The 1,295-nt window shown below is 66.9% G+C and carries 2 protein-coding genes; both read left to right on the top strand.

Translation table 11 applies throughout. The features are described from left to right. Positions 1-315: 315 nt before the first annotated feature. Positions 316-1,080 carry an FHA domain-containing protein gene (locus PKD89_RS19175; RefSeq protein ID WP_324332841.1) on the top strand — a complete coding sequence of 255 codons (765 nt, stop codon included), beginning with the start codon at positions 316-318 and terminating at the stop codon, positions 1,078-1,080. Then, positions 1,077-1,295: hypothetical protein (locus PKD89_RS19180; RefSeq protein ID WP_324332843.1), on the top strand; the 219-nt coding region annotated here is incomplete at its 3' end. The genes PKD89_RS19175 and PKD89_RS19180, both read left to right, overlap by 4 nt.

Below are 1,295 nucleotides of genomic sequence, written 5' to 3' on the forward strand. Positions count from 1 at the left end.
CCGAAATCAGCCCCAACCCACACCCCCAAACCACCCCGTGAAGAATCAGGGCTAGCTAAGCACCGTCTGGGTCATGTCGGCTACATTTCGCAATGAGCTTGCTGACCAGTTCGGCGAGCCGGACTAGCGTCAACTCCTTGACCTGCGTCAACGGGGTCGCCGGTGATGCGAAGTCAGGATCAGGGTCTCGCGAGCGGGTCGGGTTGAGCCGACCAAGGGGGATGGTGACAGGTGGGCTTCTGGGAGGTTCTTCGGAGCACAGCGGCCACATGGACGGAGTCGGTTCCGGGCGGCGTTCTTCTTGCCGTCCTGATCGTGCTGGGACTCGCCTCGCTGAGCAGTTCGGGCGTCGTCTTCGCCGCAGCGGGCAGGGTCTATCGCTCCGGGTCCTCGTGGACGCTCCTAGCGCTGTTGCCGGCGTTCTTGGTAGCGGCGCTCGGGCTGTTCGCACCCAGTTCGTTCCACTGGTTCCTGATCGGCGGCCTGCTGATGACATGCATCCTGGCGGTCGTCCTCCGCTCGGTGCTCGCCCGCGGCGGCGCCTCCTGCTCGGCTGGACACCCGCTGGCGGGCTCCTGGAACCACTGCCCGTTGTGCCCGGCTCCGCCCCCGCCACGAGCGGCTGCTGTTCCTGCCGCGGCCGGAGTGCGATCCGGGGCCTACGGCGGGGTCGGAGGGCCGACCCCAGGCGTGGCCGGTGTGGCCGGTGCGGCCGGCGGTGGTCTGGCCACCCGACTGCCCGGCGCGGCGCCGGCGGCCGTGCCTGCCAAGCCGAAGCCGAGTGGGCCTGCGGTGGCGTGGCTGGTCCCCGAGGGAAGTCGGACCAACACCGACGGCCATGCGGTGACGGCACAGGGCGCCACCATCGGCAAGAACACCGCGTCCGACATTGTCATCAGCGACAGCACGGCGAGTTGGGACCACGCCAAGATCATCGTTCGGGACGGGACCCCGACGATCTTGGATCAAGGCAGTACGAACGGCACTTGGGTCAACGGCGAGAAGGTCGAGTCCAGCATGTTGATCAACGATGATCGACTCCAGATCGGTGACACGACCTTCAAGGTGGTACGGGCATGAGGCGCACACTGGCGCTCCTGATGCTGGCGGTCTTCCCGCTGGCCGCCTGCTCTGAGGAAACCCCCGAGCCGGCGACGATCCGCCAGGTCGTCCAGCAACTCCCGGTGACCGAACCGGGTTCCCGGTTTGATCCGGCATTGCCGGACGAAGCCATCGTCGTGGATGCCAACATCACAGATGTCCGTACCGGTCCCCCGTTGCTGGTGGAACTGACC

It is taken from the genome of Candidatus Neomicrothrix sp. (genome assembly GCF_035329545.1).
Lineage (GTDB): Bacteria > Actinomycetota > Acidimicrobiia > Acidimicrobiales > Microtrichaceae > Microthrix > Microthrix subdominans.